This is a genomic window from Nonomuraea sp. NPDC048882 (assembly GCF_040649755.1).
GTDB classification, from domain to species: domain Bacteria; phylum Actinomycetota; class Actinomycetes; order Streptosporangiales; family Streptosporangiaceae; genus Nonomuraea; species Nonomuraea maheshkhaliensis.
The window spans coordinates 118,750-132,820 of the sequence record NZ_JBEZGB010000022.1 but is presented as its reverse complement, the minus strand read 5'-3'; the positions used below and the strand labels follow the sequence as shown (position 1 = coordinate 132,820).

Here is a 14,071-nt window from a genome sequence, read left to right as displayed (position 1 = left end):
CGCGAGGACCAGGCTGCGCCCAGCGCGAAAATGAATCGGCGCTCCTGTCGTATCGATGCCTTCGCCGATCGTCTGTGAAGTGAGGGCCAGGCCGCCAGCGGGCATGTCATCGTGTCCGGCTCGCAGACGGCCTGGGACCTCAGCAACCGAGTCCGAAGGAGCACATGATGAATCCCACGCTGAACACGATCGACATCGTGGTGTCCGACCTGGACGCCTCGATCGCCTTTTACGCCCGGCTGGGGCTGGAGTTCAAGCTCGATGAGCACTCGCCCGAGCACGCCGGCTGCGACCTGCCGAACGGGCTGCACGTGATGCTCGACACCGAGGGCTTCCGCACGCCGTTCCTGCCCGGCTGGAGCGCACCGGTTGGCGGGCCGCGTACGCTGCTGTGCTTCGAGTTCGAGGCCCCGGCCGAGGTGGACGCCAAGTACGCCGAGCTCGTCGAGGCCGGATACCGGAGGATCGCCGAGCCGTTCGATGCGTTCTGGGGTATGCGGTACGCGACGGTGGCCGACCCCGACGGGAACGGTATCGACCTGTACGCCGCCCTTCCGGCACGCTGACCACGACACCACTGGAGGCCGACGTGAAGTACGTGCTCATGTTCGTCGAGACCGAGGAGTTCGCCCAGCAGCTGGAGGCCATGGGCGAGCTGGAGCAGCAGGCCGCCTACGCGGCGGTCGGGCAGTGGTTCGCCGACCATGCCGACAAGATCACCCATCACACGCATCTGGCGCCGGTGCACGCCGCGACCACGGTGCGCCTGGGGCCGGGCGAGCCGGTGGTTACCGACGGGCCGTTCGTCGAGGGCAAGGAGGTGGTGAGCGGGTTTGCCGAGGTGGAGGTGGCCGATCTGGACGAGGCTTTGAAGATCGCTCGCTCGTGGCCGGCCTGCCCGATCGTGGAGATCCGCCCCGCCTCGTGAACGAGCCGGTGCCCAACGAGGTGAGCCAGGAGGTGCTGGCCCGCGTGGTGCGCGAGCACGCGGGCCGGCTGGCGGCGTCCCTGGTGTCGCTGCTGGGCGACTTCGCCGCCGCCGAGGACCTGGTGCAGGACGCGGTGGAGACCGCGTTGCGGCGCTGGCCTGTGGAAGGCGTGCCGGAGCGGCCGGACGCGTGGTTATTCACCGTGGCCCGGCGGCGCGGGCTGGACGTGCTGCGCCGGGAGTCGAACTACCGGGCCAAGCTCGCCCAGCTCACCTGGCCGGCCCCTGCTCCGCGTGACGATCGGCTGCGGCTGGTCTTCACCTGCTGCCACCCGGCGCTGTCGCGGGCCGCGCAGATCGCGCTCACGCTCCGGGTGGTGTGCGGGCTGTCGGTGGCGCAAATCGCCGCCGCCTTCCTCGTGCCCGAGTCCACGGTGGCACAGCGCATCACCCGCGCCAAGCGGAAGATCGGCGAAGCCGGGATCCCGTACCGCATCCCGCCGCAGGAGGAGCTGCCGCAGCGCGTCAACGAGGTATTGGCGGTCATCTACCTGCTGTTCAACGAGGGCTACCTCTCCAGTACGGCCGAGCGAGCCCAGGCGCGTGACCTGGTGGAGGACGCCGAATGGCTGGCCGCGCTGCTGGCGAACCTGTTGCCGAAGGAGCCGGAGGTGGCCGGGCTGCTGGCGCTGATCCGGCTGCACCGGGCTCGGGGCGCGGCCCGCTTCGACGCCGCCGGACGGCTGGTGCTGCTGGCTGACCAGGATCGCGGCCTGTGGGACCGGCAGACCATCGAGCAGGGCACGGCGCTGCTGACGCGAGCCGCCCGCGCCCACCGCCGGCCGGGGCCGTACCAGCTGCAGGCGGCGATCGTGGCCTGCCATGCCGAGGCGCGGACCTTCGCCGCGACCGACTGGGCACAAATCCTGGTGCTGTACGACATGCTGCTGCACCTGGTGCCCTCACCCGTCACCCGGTTGCACCGGGCCATCGCCGTGCGGCACCTCCAAGGAGCGCAGGCGGCCCTGGACGAGCTGAAGGAGGTCGGCGACGTGCTGGAGCGTTACCCGCTCTTCCACGCCACCCGCGCCGAGTTGCTGCGCGGCCTGGACCGCCGCGACGAGGCGCGGCGGGCCGATGAGCGGGCGCTGGAGCTGACCGCCAACCCGGCGCAGCAGGCGCTGCTGGAGCAACGCCTGGCCTGGGACTGACGTCGCATCTGATCACTACGGTGGTCGCGTCCTCCGGGCCCGTCTCGCGGGCAGTCTGGCAGGCGTGTGCGCCGGTCATGGCGCGGGAGCCGTGGCGGGTTTATCGGCGGCGAGTGGTGACGGCGATGGCGGGCACGATGGCCAGGGCGTCGATGCCCGGCGGCCTGGCCTCCGGGCTCGTCGTCGCCGCCGCGGGCTACCCTCTGCTCGCCATGGCCGGTAACACGATGCGGGTGCGCTCGGTCAGCACCTGCCCGAGCCGGGTTGCTTCGTCGGCGCGCAGGAAGGTGGTGGTGATGCCGAGCTGGGGCAGGTTGGCGCCGAGCAGTTCGAAGGTGCCGCCGTAGACGTCGCCGAGGCACACGATGTGCTCGCCGGTGCGGGCGTGGGCCAGGAAGGTGGCGGCTTCGGCGGCCATGCCGGAGGAGAAGGCCGGCGCCTGCCGGCCGCCTTCCAGGTCGGCGAGCTTGTCCTCCAGCGCGCGGATGGTGGGGTTGAGGCTGTAGCGGGTGTAGAGGTTGCCCGGCTTGCGGCCCTCGACGACGTCGAGGAGGTCGGCGGTGGAGTCGAAGGCGAAGGTGGAGTGCGCGTACAGCGGGGTGTGGATGGCGCCTTGCGCATCGCGGCGTTCGCCGGCGTGCACGCTGCGCGTGGCCAGGCCTTGCCCGTTGGTGCCGCGGGCGATGTCGCCCGGTGCGGTCGGGTCCGGTGCGGTGGAGTCGGTCATGCCTCTCCTGCTGGTCGAATTCACGGTGGGGCTGGTATGTCCGGTCACGCGGCGGCCTTGATCAGCGCGGTCGCCGCCGTCTCGATGTCGGCGGGGGTGCTCCAGCGGCCCGGCGACAGCCGCACCGCTGCCAGGGCGCGATCGGTGTCCAGTCCCATGGCGGTGAGCACCGGTGAGGGGGTGTGGGTTCCGCTGTGGCAGGCCGACCCGGTGGAGGCCGCGATCTCCGGTACCGCTGTGAGGAGTTCGTGGCCAAGGACGCCGTCGATGCTGACGTTCAGCGTGTTGGGCAGCCGCCGCTGCGAGGGGCCGTTGAGATGCACCCGGCCGGGCAGGTGCTCGGCCAGCCTGTGGTGCAGGTCGTCGCGCAGGGCGGCCAGGCGAGCGGGCTCGCCGTCGGCCAGCTCGCGGGCGGCCAGGTCTGCGGCGGTGCCGAGCGCGGCGGCCAGGGTGGCGTTCTCGGTGCCGGCGCGCAGGCCGCGTTCCTGGCCGCCGCCGTAGACGACCGGCTCCAGAGCGACACCGTCGCGGACGTACAGGGCGGCGATGCCCTTGGGCGCGTACATCTTGTGCCCGACCACGGTGAGCAGGTCGACGCCCAGCGCCTCGACGTCGACGCCGATCTTGCCGACGGCCTGGGCGGCGTCGCAGTGCAGCAGCGCCCCGTGCTCGCGGGCGAGGGGGCGAGGTCGGCGATCGGCTGCAGGGCGCCGGTCTCGTTGTTGGCCGCCCATCACCGACACCAGCACCGTGTCCTCGCCCATGGCGGCGGCCAGCGCGGCCGGGTCCACCAGCCCATCACCACCGACCGGCAGCACCGTCACCTGGGCGCCGTAAAGGCGCTGCAGGACGTGGCAGGTTTCCAGGATGGCCGGGTGTTCGGTGGCCTGGGTGATCACGCGCGGGCGGGGCCGACCGGCGGCGACGACGGTGCCGCGCAGGGCGAGCAGGTCCGCCTCCGAGCCGGAGGCGGTGAACACGATCTCATGGGCGCGGGCGCCGATCAGGGCGGCGACTTGTTCGCGAGCGTGCTGGAGTGCCGCGCGAGGCTGCTGGCCGTAGGGGTGGCTGCTGAAGGGGTTGCCGAACAGGTCGCTCAGCGCCGGCCAGGCGCGGCCAGATGGTGGCATCCAGCACCCTTTGTATCCGGGCCAGGCCGCGCGTGTCGGCCCGCCCGTGCTCCAGGAAACGCACCTGCCCGCCCGGCCTGAGCACCCGCCGCGCCTCGGCCAGCGCCGCCGCGACGTCCGGCAGCGAGCACAAGACCAGGCAGAACACCACCGCGTCCACGCTGCGATCGGCAGTCGGGAGCCGGTCAGCCAGCCCGGGCACCACCTCGACGGCAGCCACGGCACCGGCCGCGGCCGCCTGGGCCTGCTCACGCAGCCGCGGCTCCGGCTCCACCGCCACCACCCGGGCCACCTCGGCCGGGTAGTGCGCGAAGTTGACGCCGTGCCCAGCCCCGACCTCGACCACCTCACCGGCCAGGCCCGCCAGCAGCTCGCGGCGCCGCTCGGCCATACCGCCCTCATCCAGGGCGCGTGCCATCGCCGGGTACATCCGGCCGAAGACCGGCCGCCGCCGGTTCGTCTTCATGTTCGCCGTCGCGCTCGTCCCGGTCATGGCGGTCACCAGCTGACGGGCAGCGCGGTCAGGCCGCCGGTCAGCACGTGCGCGTTGAAGGCCAGCTCGTCGGTCGTGCACTCCAGTTTGAGCGTGGGGAAGCGGGTGGCGAGCTGGGAGAAGACCACCTGCAGCTCGATCCGGGCCAGCGGCGCACCGATGCAGTACCGGGCGCCGTGCCCGAAACTCAGATGCGGCACCGCAGGGCGGGTGATGTCGAAACGGTCCGGGTCGGCGAACACGGACACGTCGTGGTTGGCCGCGCCGTTGTCCAGCAGCACCAGGTCGCCTTCGCGGACGTGTACGCCGGCGATCCCCAGGTCCTCTCGTGCGTAGCGGGGGATGCCGCCGCCGCCCAGGCCGGGCGCGCGCAGGATCTCCTCCACCGCCGCGTCGATCCGGGATGGATCCTCGATCAGGGCCTGCCACTGCTCGGGGTAGGCCAGCAGCCACAGCGCGCCCTCGTCAATCGCGGCGACCGTCGTCTCGTGCCCGGCGAACAGCAGGAACATGCCCATCGCGGCCGCCTCGTCATCGCTCACCCCCTCGGTGGCGGCCAGCCGTGAGATCACGTCGGCGTCCGTGTCACCCTCGGCCCGCTTACGCGCCACCAGCTGCTGGCCATAGACGAACAGCTCGGCCAAGCCCTGCTCCGAGCGGGCCCGGTCGGTGATATCGCCGGCGGCCTGGGTCCAGGCCCGGAACTGGGCGCGGTCCTCGAACGGCACCCCGAGCAGCTCGCAGATCACCGCGATCGGCAGCGGCAGCGCCAGCGCGGCGTGCAGGTCGGCGGGCGGCCCGGCCTCGGCCAGCTCGTCCAGCAGGCCCGCGGTGAGCGCCTCGACGCGGGCGCGCAGCGCGCGCATCCGCTTGGGCGAGAAGTGCGGCTGCAGCAGCGAGCGCATCCGCCGGTGGTCGGCCTGCTCGGTGTCGAAGTCACCCAGCGGGCCACCGAACATCGCCGACTCCCCGGTCCGGGACGCCTTGTCCGGCTCGCGGTGCGCGCGGCCGAGCCGGTCGTCGTCCAGCAGCGCGCGCACCTCCTCATATCCGGTGACCTGCCAGCCGGGATCGCCGACTGCGGTGCGAATGGCATGGATCGGACTGCGGGCCTGCAGCTCACGCAGCAGCGGCGCGGGCCGCATCGGGTCGGGCTGGGCGTACGGCAACTGAACAGGCGTGGACACAGCGCCTCCATAAAGTAGACGATGATTTGTAGACTTTGATGTTTAAAAAGCTACATGTATACTTTGACTTCTACAAGTGGAGGGCTGATGAGCAACCCCGACGCAGAAGGCGAGGCCGTCGCGGCACCGCCGGTACGGCGGCTGCGTCGTCCCGAGCGGCGCGAGCAGATCCTGGACGCGGCCACCCGCGCCTTCGCCCGCGCCGGATATGCCGCCACCGGCCTGGACGACATTGCCGCCGAAGCCGCGCTGACCCGGGCCATGCTGTATCGGCACTTCGACTCCAAAGCCGACCTGTACCGGGCGGTGCTCGACCGCGCATGCGTACGGCTGGCCGAGGCGACCGGCGCCGACGACTTCGACGACGACGCCATCCCCGCCCTGCTGTGCGCCGCCTCCGCCGACCCCGACGGGTTCAAGCTGCTGTTCCGCTACGCCGCCCGCGAGCCCGACTTCCGCGACCTGATCGACTCCATCACCGCCGCCTCCCGCGAGGTCGGCCGCCGCAACCTGGCCCGCGTCATCCCCGAGGGGCCCTGGCTGGACTGGGCCGCCAACCTGATTCCCAGCTTCACCCTGGAGGCCGTCATCGCCTGGCTGGACGCCGGCCAGCCCGACCCCGAGCGCGCCGCCGAACGCATCGCAGCAGCCGTGCACGGCGTCATGGCCGCCGCCCACCCCACCCCACCTCCCACCACAGGGACGGGCGAAATGTCACGGGCTTCTGCTTCGCTATGACGCATGACGACGGTGAACTGGGAGCGTGAGCCCGGAGAGAAGATCGAGGAGTTCGTCGCCGCTCTGCTGCTGCTCAAGCACCCGCACGGCAACCAGCCCACCCCCTCCAAGGGGGATCGGGGCGTCGACGTACGCGTGGAGCACCCCGACGGCTTCGACATCTACCAGGTCAAGCGCTACAGCCGCCCGCTGACGACCGGCCAGGCACGCAGGGTGGAAGATTCCTGGAACACCTTCGTTGCCCAGACGCTGCCGGTACTACCGGTGCGGTCCTGGACTCTGGTGACGCCATGGGAGCCCAGCAACCCGCGGCTCGACTGACTGGCCAAGCTGACCGCCGGCCACGGCATCCCCACCCGCTGGATGGGCGGCCGTACCCTGGACGGCCTGGCCGCCGACAATCCCGCCCTGGTGGAGTACTTCTTCGGCGACGGCGGGCAGCGCCTGGCCCGCTGGATGGTCACCTTCCTGCAGGCGCTCCTCGCCGTACAAGCCCACACCCTCCAGCGTGTCACCGTCCCCGACCTGGAGGTGGTCACCTCCGAGCAGGTCGGCGAACTCATCCAGCTCGCACGGCTGCTGCGCGGCGAGGAGATCCGCACCACCTGGACGCAGATCACCCTGACCCGCGGCGCCTCCAGCCAGACACCCGCCGACCCGGAGTTCGGCGTCCTTGCCACCAACCAGATCCAGGTGAATCTGGCAGGCCGACAAATCCTCCTCGATGACGTACAGCGTCGCGTCGTTTACCACAGCGCCCGTCCGGCCGACCCTCACGAGCTGGCCTCGGCGCAACCGGGCGACACGATCCACCTGGTGCCCGGATCCTCGGCCGAGGCGACGATGCCCGTGGTGCCTATCGGCGACCAAGCCGACTGATCGATCCCCGCGGCGAGATGTTCGGCTCCTGACTGGAACCTCGATGTCGTCGGCCAGCACCCGGTAGACGCTGGCCACCGAAGGGTGCTGGCCCTTGTTCTTCCCGGTGGGGATGACGAGCTTGCGGGCGATGTCGGGCACCGCAACACCCCGCTCGCGCAGCGGGCGCGCGTAGCCGATCATGTCGTCGTCGAACACCTTGAGGCGGCCGCCGTGGCGGCCGCGCTCGCGTGCCGAGGCCTGGCCTTCGTGGGACTTCTCCCGGATGTACTCCCGCTCGGACTCGGCCATCCCGGCGAAGAAGGCGAACAATGCCGCGCCATGCCCCGACGGGTTGTAGATGCCCTGCAGCGGGCCACTCAGCAGATCCAGCTCGATGTCGTGGCGACGGAGTTCCTCGGCGACGGCGAGCAGTTCGGCGGCGCCCCGGCCCCGCACGTTTCACCTTGCTCTACTCCGCCACCGACACCCTGGGCCGCGAGCTCGCCCTGGCTGTGGCCACCGACGCGATGGTTGTCTTGGGTAGTCAAGTGAAATAGCTGGTCAGCCGCTTGAAGGCCGTTAAGGCATGTTAGGCAAGTAGGCTCGGTCGCGACTGCGCTCGTCGGTCTGTGTTATTCGAACAGGTGGCGGTTATCCCGGCTCCAGGCCAGCTTTTTGCCCGCTTCGTCGAGGTAGCCGTTGGCGACCCAGTGGGCTTGGGGCTGGTGCCCGGCATCGGCGAACTGGCGGGTCCGCTCGATGCCGTCTCGTTGGATGTCGATGACGGCATCGATTAGGCCCGTGGTGGACGTCAGGCCGTAGGCGGTGGCAAACAGCTCCAGGCGGTGCCGCCGGTCGGGGGGCGTGGGGTAGCGCAGCCAACGTAGGCATTCGGCGTTGTCGCGGAATGGCGCGACGTATTCCAGCGCGTAGGCGATGTCGTGCAGCCGGGGCTTGGGTCGGGCGTAGTCCCAGTCCAGGATCCCGATGGGGCGTTCACCACGCCAGACGATGTTCCAGGGCCCGAAGTCCCCGTGGCAGATCACCTCGTCATCGCGTGGTTCTGCCACACCGCTGGACCAGCTGAGTCCCTGGGGTGGGCGAAAGCCGGCGACCGCGTCGTGATAGTCGCGTAGCAGGCGGGCAAAGGACATCAGACCGGAATCCTCGACCACCTTGGCCCAGCCTTGCGGGCCGGATTCGCCGTCCAGGTAGGTGAGGATCTCACGACCCTCTTGATCGATTCCCAGCACCCGCGGTGAGTAAGGGAACCCCACCTGCTCCAGATGCTGGAGCAACGTATGGACGGCCGGTGTCCAGGGGTATGTGGGCCTGCGAACCGTGTCACCGAGGCGTATCACCCTGCGATGCGCAGAATCCTGCAAGATCTCCTCGTCTGCCACGTGTTCAGAGGTTACTTGCGGTGCCTATCCCTCCGCCTCCCAATAAAACAAGATTGCTGCCGCCTATCAATTGCCTAGAAGGCTAGGGTTTCCGGCGCTTCCCAGGCCGTCAGTTGCCGGTCAGGGCGGTTTCCTGGTGCGCGAACTGGTTGATCAGGTCGGTGAGGGCTTGCCGGTCCTGCTCGGACAGGTCCTGCAGGAGGACGGCCACCGGCTCGATCACCTGCATCGTGGCGGCGGGCGTGATGGCGTCGTCGTCGCTGAGGTCCAGCCTGATGACGATCTCGGTGAGGGCTCTGGCAAGGCTGCGTTCGAGCGGAGTCATGACGGGGGCTCCTTGGCCGGTCGTTGAGGGTGCGGCGTGTCCGGGGACGGGCTGTTTTGACGTGATGACGGTCCTGGTCAGCCCGCTGCCGGTTCCGTGAGGCGGGCTTCGAGGTCGGCGATCATTTGGGTGAGCAAACTGGTGTTCTCGCACCGGACCGCCTGCTCGCCGACCGTGTCGAGGCCGGCGACCTTGGTGATGCAATCGTTGGCGGCCTGGGCCATGGTGGCGAACTCCTTGCGGGCCGATCGAGTGGGGGTTTGGCGGCCTCGAAGGTGGTGGCGCGGTGCATGTCCTTGACCGAGGTCATCGCCGCGCGGGCGGCCGACGTGGCATCGCGGAAGCTGAACTCGTCGCCATCTGCTGCTTGTGCAGCAGCGCCAGCGCCCGCGAGGCGGCCATGCGGATCTCGGCCATGGCGTTGAAGACGTCAATAGACGCCTCGGCCTCGGACCCGTCACGTGCCGCGCGGGCTTCGGCGGCCAACGACTCCCGCTCACGGCGCAGGCTCTCGTCGTACTCGCTCTGCCGGTGCCTGATGACGGCGGCGGCTGCGGCGCGGGCGGCCGCGTCAGCGGCGGCCTGGCGGGCCTCGAACTCCTCCAGCGACTCCCGCGCCGCCGCCCGGGTGCTCTCGTCGGCCAGCAGGGTGGTCTTGACCGCTTCGGGTGGCCGATGACATAGGTGATGGCCGACGGCCGGGTCCCGGACGTGGCCGCCTTCCGCTCGATCGCTTCACGCCGTTCGGGCGAGATGGACCGGCCATCCAAACTGCGGTAATAGCCGTTCTCGCCATAGGACGGATATTGCTTGGCGTCGGGAAGTTCGACGTCCGGCCTGGCTGCAGGGCCATGGCGCGGGGAACGACGCCTTCGGCGGCCAGCCGGTTCCATGCCTGCCAGAGGGCTAGCTTGATCTTTGACCTGTGCGTCGAGGACGTGGATTGGCGGGTTTCTTCGTTGTCGGTTTCCGAGCGGAAGTCTTCGCGGTGGTCAGGCCGGTGGCGGTGTAGACGTCGTGGCGAGGGGCGGGCTGGTTGTTGCGGCGCCCGGGTGGCCGTCCGGGTCCTGGCCGGGAGGGTTTCGGTGCCTGGGCCGGACTGACCGTCTTGGCACGCAGGTGCCGAAACCCTCGACGCACACGAGCGGGCGACAGACGCTGAGGGGATGCAGGTTCCTCCCAGGGGCGGCGTAGGTCGGCGGCCAGGGGGCGGGCCAGCCTGAGCTGGGTGTAGACGGCCAGGATCAGCCAGGTCCAGCGATCAGCCGCCTGCGGATCGCGGATCTTGAGGCAGTTCCATCCAAGGGTCTGCTTGAGCAGGCGGAAGGTGTGCTCGATGTCGAAGCGGCGCAGGAACGCCTGCCACATCCGGTCCACCTCGATGGTGGTGGCATCGACCTGGGACCATCACAGCCACACCGGCTTCGGGATCGCCCCGCTGGGCAGATGATCCACCGCCAGCCGGATCACGGTGCCCTCGATCATCGGCAGCTCAGCCGCATCGGCCCAGGCCGCACGGCGGGTCAACCGCGGGTGCAGCCGATCCCAAGCCCAGGCGGTGGCACACCCGTACAGGCGGGTCTCAGCTTCGGTGGCCACGTCGGGCTCGCCCCAACTGCCCCGGTCGCCGAAGATGAACTCGCTCCCGTGGCGCGGTGGCCGGCCGTTGGTCCCCGGCACTCGCGGCGGGGCCGCCCGGCGCAGCACCCGATCCGAACGCATCCTGGCCAGGATCTGGACGGGCAGATCACGCAACGACCATGCCAGGCGCGGCCCGTCATAGCCCGCATCGGCCACGATCAGGATGTCGGGGTCACCGCACTGCCACTGTCCGGCCGCCATCAGCCGCTCGACCACCTCGCGCAGCTGGGCGGCGGTCACCGCGGCCAGATCATCGCCCGGCGCCAGCCGGAGCGCATCCAGCGGCGCCGTCCACGAGCTGCGGCCCGTCTCCAACGCCACCACGAACGAGTACGGCCAGCCCGGGATCATGATGTGCTGGTCCTTGGCCCACCCATAGGTATGACACAAGATCCGCTCCGGCGAGGTGTGCGCGTCCGGCCGCAGCCAGCACGTCACATCCACCGCCAGCACCAACCGCCCGTCGGCCGCCCTGGGCAGCGGCACCGTGCTCAACACCCGACGCAGCCGCCCCACATCGAGCCGGCCCCGCTCCAACGCCGCATACAGCGACCCATGACCTCGACGGTGCTCGCCGACCAGGGACAACTCCACCAGCGAACGCACCGGACCATCACTGCACAACACCGCATCGGCCAGCTCGAACAGCGCATCGCCCCGCGCCTTCAGACAGTCGTAGAAATCGGTCCGGAAGCCGGACAACTCGGCCAGGGGCTCGACATGGACAGCCTCGTTCAGCACACTCATCCTCACGGCCTTGGTAGTGATCGTCAGCGTCTTCAGCAACGCTCATGATCACGCCAAGGCCGTCTCGACGTCCCGCGAACGGCCCAACCTCCACCCAGCTCAACGACCGGCCGGCGGGAGAGGTTAAAGATCAAGCTAGGAGCCGGGGGCGGAAGCCCTGAGTCGTCAGGGATGTCCCGACGGTGAGCATGCTGGCCAGCAGGAGCAGGAGCAGTGCCAGGGTGGCTGGTGCGGAGCCCATGTCAGAGGCCGTAGGTGGCCAGGGCTCCGCCGGCGTAGCCGGCGATCGGGGCGGTGACATGCTGGGCGTCGCGATATACGCCGCGCAGGGTGTTGGAGGCGAACGAGCGCTGGAACTCCACCCCGACGTAACCAAGTCCGAGGTGGGTGGTGGAGATGCCGCCGTCGTGCAGCGGCAGACCGTCCCCGCTGAGTGCGCCGAGCGGGTGCAGGTAGCTCAGATCGGGCCGGTAGCCGGTGGCGAAGATGACCGTGTCGACGTGCTCGCGCTCGCCGTCGGCCCACACGATGTGGTCGCGGTCGAAGGCGGTGAAGACTTGGCGGCGGTCCATGCGGCCGTCGGCCAGGGCGGCGGCGTAGTCGCCGGTGTCCATGGCCAGGGTGCCGCCACCGGCGCGGGCGGTGATCTGCGCCAGCCAGTGCGGGGGCAGGTCGTCGAAGCCGGTGGTGGTGTGCCAGTGGTGTACATCCTTGCCGCCGATGAACTGCGGCATGAACGCGACCGGGTGGCGGGTGGCCAGCGTGACGGTGGCCACCTCGGCGAGCTCGTAGCCGACCTGCACCGCGGAGTTGCCGCCGCCGACGACGACCACGCGCTGGCCGGTGTAATGCTTGGGGTTGCGGTAGTCGGCCACGTGCAGCAGACGGCCGGCGAAGGTCTCCTGGCCGGGCAACTCGGGCTGGTACGGGTTGCCGAAGGAGCCGGTGGCCGCCACCACGCCCATGGTGCGCAGGATGTCGCCGTCGGCGGTGTGGACGAGGAATCCGCCCGCGCCGTCTCCTTCGACGGCGCTCACCCGGGTGCGGGTGCGGATTTCGACGTCCAGGCTGTCGGCGTAGCGCCGCAGGTAGTCGACGACCTCGTCCCGGCTCGGGTAGTGGTCGGAGTTTCCGTGGAACTGCCGGCCACCGAGGGTGCTGTGGCGAGCGGGGGAGAACAGGGTGAGGCTGTCGTAGTAGCCGGCCCAGGAGCCGGTGGGCTGCTCGCCCGCTTCAAGGATGACGGGCCGGAGCCCGGCGGTGCTCAGGCAGTGCGCGGCGGCGAGGCCGGACTGGCCGCCGCCGATGACGATGGTGTCCATGCCGCGGAATCATATCCTCATATCCAGAAATTACAATATAATGAGAATGGGGTGATGCTATGACCATGACGGCGAACGGGTTCGAGCTGAGTGACGAGGCGCGCGGCTTCCTCAAGGCGATGGCCAGCGGCACGCGCCAGCAGATCATGGAGCTGTTCGTCGGCGGTGTCGAGCTGACTGTCAACGAGGTGGCCGAGCGCATGTCACTCGCCCAGTCGGCCACCTCCACACATCTGGCCACGCTGCGCGACGGCGGCGTGCTGACCTCGCGACGCGAGTGGAAGACCGTCTACTATCGGGCCGACTCCACGCGCATCGGCAAGGCGCTGTCCGACTTGCAGGTGACACTGCAGGCCTGCTGCCCGCCCGGCGACTGTGGTTCCGGAACTTCGGTGTGTGGCTGATGGCGTTCTCGTATCGCGGGAACGACGCCGAGGCTTCGGCGTAGGCGGGCAAGCAGTTCGCGACCCTCCGAAGTGGCCTGAAAGAAGAGGTGGGCGTTCTGTTCGTGAACGTCGAGCAGGCCGGCCTCCCGTAGCACCTGTAGATGCCGGCCGACGGCTGACGCGGGCAGGCGAAAGACCGTATGGACGTCGTCGTTGATGTCGCAGGCGGATGACCGTCCTCGATCTTGTGAGAGGACGAAGCTCAGGATGCGTAGTCTCGCGGGGTCGGCCGCCGCATCGAGCTGATGGGCGAGCTTGAGTGCTGCCCCAGGAGGCAGGGGCGGTCCTGGGTGCGAACCGCCACAGGTGTCGTCAGACGCGAGGAAGATCGGCGCCGCTTGGCTTATAGACACGTGTCTATTTTGATGGGCGTCTATATCACTTGTCCAGCGGCTCTCACCGGGGGATGAGGCCGCCTAGCGCCTGCAGTCGTTGTGCCACGATGGTGTACCAGGCCCACTTGCCGCGCTTCTCCCTGGTGAGCAGCCCGGCGTCGACGAGGATCTTCAGATGGTGGCTGACAGTAGGCTGGGTCAGGCCGAGGGGTGCGGTGAGATCGCAGACGCATGCTTCGCCTGACTCGCTTGCGCTGATCATGCTGAGCAACTGCAACCGGGTGGGGTCCGCGACCGCCTTCAGCGCGTTGGCGAGTTGCTCCGCCTGGGGCCGTGAAAGTGGCTCGACTGCTCCGCCCGTGCCGATGTAACCGTCTTCGCGGTCATGGTGGTGGTTGGGGGCGATCTCGTCCTGGTGCACCGATCAAGTCTATGGATCGATGATGGACGATGGGTGACTGGATGGTGATCGAGTTCTGACGGGCATCATTAGCCCCTTCTCGGACGTGCGCCGCAATCTGCGTGTTGGTGTGCTCAAGGCGTGAGCTGGTGCGATAACACATAGGCGTCGATCGAT

At 69.5% G+C, this 14,071-nt stretch carries 20 protein-coding genes and 1 pseudogene; 7 read left to right on the top strand and 14 right to left on the bottom strand.

From position 1 onward, the window contains the following. Positions 1-167: 167 nt before the first annotated feature. Genes AB0C27_RS48270 through AB0C27_RS48260 form a run of 3 tightly spaced genes read left to right on the top strand, consistent with a single transcriptional unit; the run spans position 168 to position 2,139 of the window. Positions 168-566, top strand: a complete 399-nt coding sequence (locus tag AB0C27_RS48270; protein WP_357860278.1) for a VOC family protein — start codon at positions 168-170, stop codon at positions 564-566. Positions 567-589: 23 nt separating this feature from the next. Continuing rightward, positions 590-928 carry a YciI family protein gene (locus AB0C27_RS48265; RefSeq protein ID WP_357860275.1) on the top strand — a complete coding sequence of 113 codons (339 nt, stop codon included), beginning with the start codon at positions 590-592 and terminating at the stop codon, positions 926-928. After that, positions 925-2,139 carry a DUF6596 domain-containing protein gene (locus tag AB0C27_RS48260; protein WP_357860272.1) on the top strand — a complete coding sequence of 405 codons (1,215 nt, stop codon included), beginning with the start codon at positions 925-927 and terminating at the stop codon, positions 2,137-2,139. The genes AB0C27_RS48265 and AB0C27_RS48260 overlap by 4 nt, the downstream gene beginning before the upstream one ends. 196 nt (positions 2,140-2,335) lie before the next feature. Here AB0C27_RS48260 and AB0C27_RS48255 read toward each other — a convergent pair whose 3' ends face one another. The 4 genes from AB0C27_RS48255 to AB0C27_RS48240 are packed head-to-tail and all read right to left on the bottom strand — an operon-like array spanning position 2,336 to position 5,676. Then, positions 2,336-2,866: a PLP-dependent transferase gene (locus AB0C27_RS48255; protein ID WP_357860269.1), complete on the bottom strand. Its 531-nt coding sequence runs from the start codon at positions 2,864-2,866 to the stop codon at positions 2,336-2,338. A gap of 44 nt (positions 2,867-2,910) precedes the next feature. Continuing rightward, a complete protein-coding gene (locus tag AB0C27_RS48250; RefSeq protein ID WP_357860354.1) occupies positions 2,911-3,957 on the bottom strand; it encodes an aminotransferase class V-fold PLP-dependent enzyme in 1,047 nt (348 codons plus the stop codon). Continuing rightward, complete coding sequence (locus AB0C27_RS48245; RefSeq protein ID WP_357860266.1) at positions 3,851-4,489, bottom strand: class I SAM-dependent methyltransferase; 639 nt, start codon at positions 4,487-4,489, stop codon at positions 3,851-3,853. The genes AB0C27_RS48250 and AB0C27_RS48245 overlap by 107 nt, the downstream gene beginning before the upstream one ends. Before the next feature lie 5 nt (positions 4,490-4,494). After that, positions 4,495-5,676, bottom strand: a complete 1,182-nt coding sequence (locus tag AB0C27_RS48240) for a cytochrome P450 (protein WP_357860263.1) — start codon at positions 5,674-5,676, stop codon at positions 4,495-4,497. Positions 5,677-5,763: 87 nt separating this feature from the next. On the opposite strand from AB0C27_RS48240, the gene AB0C27_RS48235 reads away from it, so the two are divergent. From AB0C27_RS48235 to AB0C27_RS48225, 3 genes are read left to right on the top strand one after another with little or no spacing between them, the layout of a single operon-like run. Further along, on the top strand, positions 5,764-6,414 hold the full coding sequence (locus AB0C27_RS48235) for a helix-turn-helix domain-containing protein (protein ID WP_357860260.1): 651 nt from the start codon (positions 5,764-5,766) through the stop codon (positions 6,412-6,414). A 3-nt stretch (positions 6,415-6,417) separates the two neighbouring features. After that, positions 6,418-6,735, top strand: coding sequence for a hypothetical protein (locus AB0C27_RS48230; protein WP_357860258.1), 318 nt, complete (start codon positions 6,418-6,420; stop codon positions 6,733-6,735). Positions 6,736-6,777: 42 nt separating this feature from the next. Beyond that, entirely contained in the window at positions 6,778-7,293 is a 516-nt protein-coding gene (locus AB0C27_RS48225; RefSeq protein ID WP_357860360.1) for a hypothetical protein, read from the top strand. Positions 7,294-7,521: 228 nt separating this feature from the next. On the opposite strand, the pseudogene AB0C27_RS48220 reads toward AB0C27_RS48225, so the two are convergent. The 8 genes and pseudogenes from AB0C27_RS48220 to AB0C27_RS48185 all read right to left on the bottom strand — a co-directional run. Further along, a pseudogene (locus AB0C27_RS48220) lies at positions 7,522-7,731 on the bottom strand (recombinase family protein); the annotation flags it as partial. 176 nt (positions 7,732-7,907) lie between these two features. After that, entirely contained in the window at positions 7,908-8,678 is a 771-nt protein-coding gene (locus tag AB0C27_RS48215) for an aminoglycoside phosphotransferase family protein (RefSeq protein ID WP_357860255.1), read from the bottom strand. Positions 8,679-8,787: 109 nt separating this feature from the next. After that, positions 8,788-9,003 carry a hypothetical protein gene (locus tag AB0C27_RS48210; RefSeq protein ID WP_357860252.1) on the bottom strand — a complete coding sequence of 72 codons (216 nt, stop codon included), beginning with the start codon at positions 9,001-9,003 and terminating at the stop codon, positions 8,788-8,790. 77 nt (positions 9,004-9,080) lie between these two features. Beyond that, a complete protein-coding gene (locus AB0C27_RS48205) occupies positions 9,081-9,227 on the bottom strand; it encodes a hypothetical protein (protein WP_357860249.1) in 147 nt (48 codons plus the stop codon). Between the two features lie 82 nt (positions 9,228-9,309). After that, positions 9,310-9,489, bottom strand: coding sequence for a hypothetical protein (locus AB0C27_RS48200; RefSeq protein ID WP_357860246.1), 180 nt, complete (start codon positions 9,487-9,489; stop codon positions 9,310-9,312). Positions 9,490-9,909: 420 nt separating this feature from the next. Beyond that, the gene (locus AB0C27_RS48195) at positions 9,910-10,371 is read right to left on the bottom strand and encodes a hypothetical protein (protein WP_357860243.1); all 462 of its coding nucleotides are present in this window, start codon (positions 10,369-10,371) and stop codon (positions 9,910-9,912) included. A gap of 39 nt (positions 10,372-10,410) precedes the next feature. Next, the gene (locus tag AB0C27_RS48190; RefSeq protein WP_357860240.1) at positions 10,411-11,430 is read right to left on the bottom strand and encodes a transposase; all 1,020 of its coding nucleotides are present in this window, start codon (positions 11,428-11,430) and stop codon (positions 10,411-10,413) included. A gap of 203 nt (positions 11,431-11,633) precedes the next feature. Next, the gene (locus tag AB0C27_RS48185; RefSeq protein ID WP_357860237.1) at positions 11,634-12,713 is read right to left on the bottom strand and encodes an NAD(P)/FAD-dependent oxidoreductase; all 1,080 of its coding nucleotides are present in this window, start codon (positions 12,711-12,713) and stop codon (positions 11,634-11,636) included. 59 nt (positions 12,714-12,772) lie between these two features. On the opposite strand from AB0C27_RS48185, the gene AB0C27_RS48180 reads away from it, so the two are divergent. Next, positions 12,773-13,117, top strand: a complete 345-nt coding sequence (locus AB0C27_RS48180; RefSeq protein ID WP_357860234.1) for a metalloregulator ArsR/SmtB family transcription factor — start codon at positions 12,773-12,775, stop codon at positions 13,115-13,117. Here the strand turns inward: AB0C27_RS48180 and AB0C27_RS48175 are convergent. Then, entirely contained in the window at positions 13,006-13,512 is a 507-nt protein-coding gene (locus tag AB0C27_RS48175; protein WP_357860231.1) for a winged helix-turn-helix domain-containing protein, read from the bottom strand. The genes AB0C27_RS48180 and AB0C27_RS48175 overlap by 112 nt on opposite strands. Positions 13,513-13,555: 43 nt before the next feature. Continuing rightward, the gene (locus tag AB0C27_RS48170; protein ID WP_357860228.1) at positions 13,556-13,915 is read right to left on the bottom strand and encodes a metalloregulator ArsR/SmtB family transcription factor; all 360 of its coding nucleotides are present in this window, start codon (positions 13,913-13,915) and stop codon (positions 13,556-13,558) included. Between the last annotated feature and the right edge of the window lie 156 nt (positions 13,916-14,071).

What these genes read in the sequence shown, in the direction of transcription:
- AB0C27_RS48230 (WP_357860258.1), top strand. Translation starts at nt 6,418, where the DNA reads ATGACGACGGTGAACTGGGAGCGTGAGCCCGGAGAGAAGATCGAGGAG.
- AB0C27_RS48195 (WP_357860243.1), bottom strand. Translation starts at nt 10,371, where the DNA reads ATGTGGCAGGCGTTCCTGCGCCGCTTCGACATCGAGCACACCTTCCGC.
- AB0C27_RS48180 (WP_357860234.1), top strand. Translation starts at nt 12,773, where the DNA reads ATGACCATGACGGCGAACGGGTTCGAGCTGAGTGACGAGGCGCGCGGC.
- AB0C27_RS48255 (WP_357860269.1), bottom strand. Translation starts at nt 2,866, where the DNA reads ATGACCGACTCCACCGCACCGGACCCGACCGCACCGGGCGACATCGCC.
- AB0C27_RS48270 (WP_357860278.1), top strand. Translation starts at nt 168, where the DNA reads ATGAATCCCACGCTGAACACGATCGACATCGTGGTGTCCGACCTGGAC.
- AB0C27_RS48225 (WP_357860360.1), top strand. Translation starts at nt 6,778, where the DNA reads ATGGGCGGCCGTACCCTGGACGGCCTGGCCGCCGACAATCCCGCCCTG.
- AB0C27_RS48245 (WP_357860266.1), bottom strand. Translation starts at nt 4,489, where the DNA reads ATGACCGGGACGAGCGCGACGGCGAACATGAAGACGAACCGGCGGCGG.
- AB0C27_RS48205 (WP_357860249.1), bottom strand. Translation starts at nt 9,227, where the DNA reads ATGGCCCAGGCCGCCAACGATTGCATCACCAAGGTCGCCGGCCTCGAC.
- AB0C27_RS48235 (WP_357860260.1), top strand. Translation starts at nt 5,764, where the DNA reads ATGAGCAACCCCGACGCAGAAGGCGAGGCCGTCGCGGCACCGCCGGTA.
- AB0C27_RS48210 (WP_357860252.1), bottom strand. Translation starts at nt 9,003, where the DNA reads ATGACTCCGCTCGAACGCAGCCTTGCCAGAGCCCTCACCGAGATCGTC.
- AB0C27_RS48185 (WP_357860237.1), bottom strand. Translation starts at nt 12,713, where the DNA reads ATGGACACCATCGTCATCGGCGGCGGCCAGTCCGGCCTCGCCGCCGCG.